The 249-nt window shown below is 43.8% G+C and carries 1 protein-coding gene; it reads right to left on the bottom strand.

The annotated features are described in order from the left end of the window. A partial coding sequence (locus CAN34_RS13960; protein WP_133063033.1) for a DNA topoisomerase occupies positions 1–249 on the bottom strand: 249 nt, incomplete at both ends.

Below are 249 nucleotides of genomic sequence, written 5' to 3'. Positions count from 1 at the left end.
CTTGGTAAAGTGTTGGCTCGGATCAAGCTTATCTACGGTTAATTTATCGCCTTTTTTGACATCAGGTAATAAGGTATCGTCGGTCTTGGCTGGTGGCATAACTTTAGTATAGCCATCAAATACCAAAGTACGACCGCGCGCTTTGAGCTCGACATCATCAGCGCCAACGAACAGATTTACGGATAGATATTTTGCTGGTAGCATCTGACAAGCCACAAACTGACGCCAGATTAGCTCATACAAACGTAT

The organism is Psychrobacter sp. DAB_AL32B (genome assembly GCF_002224105.1).
Classification (GTDB): domain Bacteria; phylum Pseudomonadota; class Gammaproteobacteria; order Pseudomonadales; family Moraxellaceae; genus Psychrobacter.
Note: the sequence above shows the minus strand (reverse complement) of the source record. Positions and strands in the feature narration are given on the sequence as shown.